Below are 2,172 nucleotides of genomic sequence, written 5' to 3' on the forward strand. Positions count from 1 at the left end.
CATAAATAGCTTTATCCCTTTTCTTTTCATATTCTATTAATATATCCCTTAATATTTGACTATACATTACTTACTTTCTCCTTTTGTTTTAAAATAGTATTCTTCACGCTTCCTTCGTGCAATTTCCTCTAATTGTTCAGCAGTATAATTAGAGGTTCTCTGTTCAAAATTATGAAATTTAGTTTTTGTTGGTCTTGGTTTTTTTTCTGATTTATTATATTTATGGTCTTTTCTTTCAGGAGGTCTATCCTTTTCTTCTATTTCATCTACTGTTTTAATCCCTTTATGATGCCAAGATGTCAAAATTCCATCTATATAGTTAATGCTAGGATTAGAAGTCTTTTTAGAGTTTTCACATCCTCTAAGAACTATTTCCATAGTGAATTTATATTCTTCGAACCATTTATCGATAACCTTCATTTCTCCTACACTAGGCAGCCTTTTCCCATATCCTAAATACTTCATCACTTGTTCATATCTAAAATATTTGTCATCGGTTTCTTTGAAATGTTCTTGTAAAGCTTCTACATTCGTTATTCCTTGATCATACCAGTTTCTTATAATACCTCCTATATAGTTGATATTTCTTTTTCCCTTTTTTTCTATGCCATAAAAAAATGCTTTTACAATAATATCTGGATTCATATTATAATTATATATCCATTCTAATATTTTTTGTTTTTCATTAGGTACCAACTGCCTTCTCATAATATAATCAATTTGATTAAACATTTCATTAATAGCAGGTATCTGATTAGCATCTACTAAATCTTCTACGGAACATGTATAAGATTTAGTCGCCATCTCTTCTCCCATATTAATTGGTTTGTAATTATTTTTTATATATAATTGCTTTAAATTTAAAAATTTAACTTTATAATTAAATTTATTATCCTTGTCTATAAATATTTTTTCAATTATCCCTTTCTGTTCCCAAAAATCCCAAGCATTGAGTACATCTGATAAAGGTATATCCAAATGTTTAGCTATAGTTTTATTGTCTACTTCAATTTTTCCATCTCTATCATAGGCATATTTATATCCTAATAGATATACCTTTACATAGGTGCCATTTCCCATAGGCATAAAATCATTTATAAAGATATTTTCTATTGGCGTATCGCCTAGATCAATATCTGTAGTTTCAATTATAAAACTCATATTTCCACCTCTATTATAATACTAACTGTTTGAAATCCGACAACATATTATTGCAGATTTCACCCTTGTTTGCCATACTTTCCATTATAGAAATAGCTTCCTTTGGTTTCATTCCTTTTCTATAAGGTCTATCTTCCGTCAAAGCCTGGTATATATCTGCAAAAGTTATGATTTGATCCTCTTTGGTTAAAGTCTGTTCATTTAATTTTTCTGGGTATCCTTTCCCATTTAATTTCTCATGGTGATTCCCAGCCCATTCTGCTATATCCTCTATACCATCTACTTGCTTTAATATCAATTTTGTATAATAAACATGAGATTTAATAATTTCATATTCTAACGAATTTAGTTTCCCTGGTTTTTCTAGTATATTTAAAGGAACAACAAATTTCCCAATATCATGTAAATTAGCTGCAATAGTTAATTTTTCTATCATTAAAGGATTATATCCTAAATATGTAGCAAAATTACTTGTAATCTTTGAAATTTCTTTTGAATGTTCATATGTAAATTTACTTTTAGCGTCTATCAACATAGAAAAAGCTTCTGATATTTTATGCAACTCATATATACCTATAGATATATCCTCGTCTGGTTCAATTATTTGGAGAGCTTGGTCTAGATTAGTAGGCATTAAATCAAGCCAAAATTTTTCTTTTAAAACAACTTTAGAAAAAGCTTCACATATTTCACTATTAAACAACTTATGTTTATATCTATCTAACCATTTATATATCTGGTCTAAATCCTTATATTGCATTTCACTTTCAATTTTTCTTATAAAAAATAATTCAAAGTAATCTGCTAAATGTATTATTTGTGCAGCTAATGGAATTTGGTCTCCTTTTAGACCATAAGGACCCGTCCCTTGCCATTCTTCATGATGGTATAATATATATTTTTTCATATTTTTCTTTAACGGCAACCTGTCTAGTATTTCATATCCATTAAAACAATGCTCTTTTCTTAAATCTTCTCTAAAATGTATTTCTCTAACACTATGGTTAGACA

General features: G+C 28.2%; 2 protein-coding genes. Both read right to left on the reverse strand.

Annotation, left to right across the window (positions count from 1 at the left end; all coding sequences use genetic code 11):
• Positions 1-66: 66 nt before the first annotated feature.
• Complete coding sequence (locus tag VK998_RS02090; protein ID WP_325224945.1) at positions 67-1,161, reverse strand: DnaD domain protein; 1,095 nt, start codon at positions 1,159-1,161, stop codon at positions 67-69.
• A gap of 13 nt (positions 1,162-1,174) precedes the next feature.
• Positions 1,175-2,172: HD-GYP domain-containing protein (locus VK998_RS02095; RefSeq protein ID WP_325224947.1), on the reverse strand; the 998-nt coding region annotated here is incomplete at its 5' end.

This window comes from Schnuerera sp. (genome assembly GCF_035459645.1).
Lineage (GTDB): Bacteria > Bacillota > Clostridia > Tissierellales > Tepidimicrobiaceae > Schnuerera.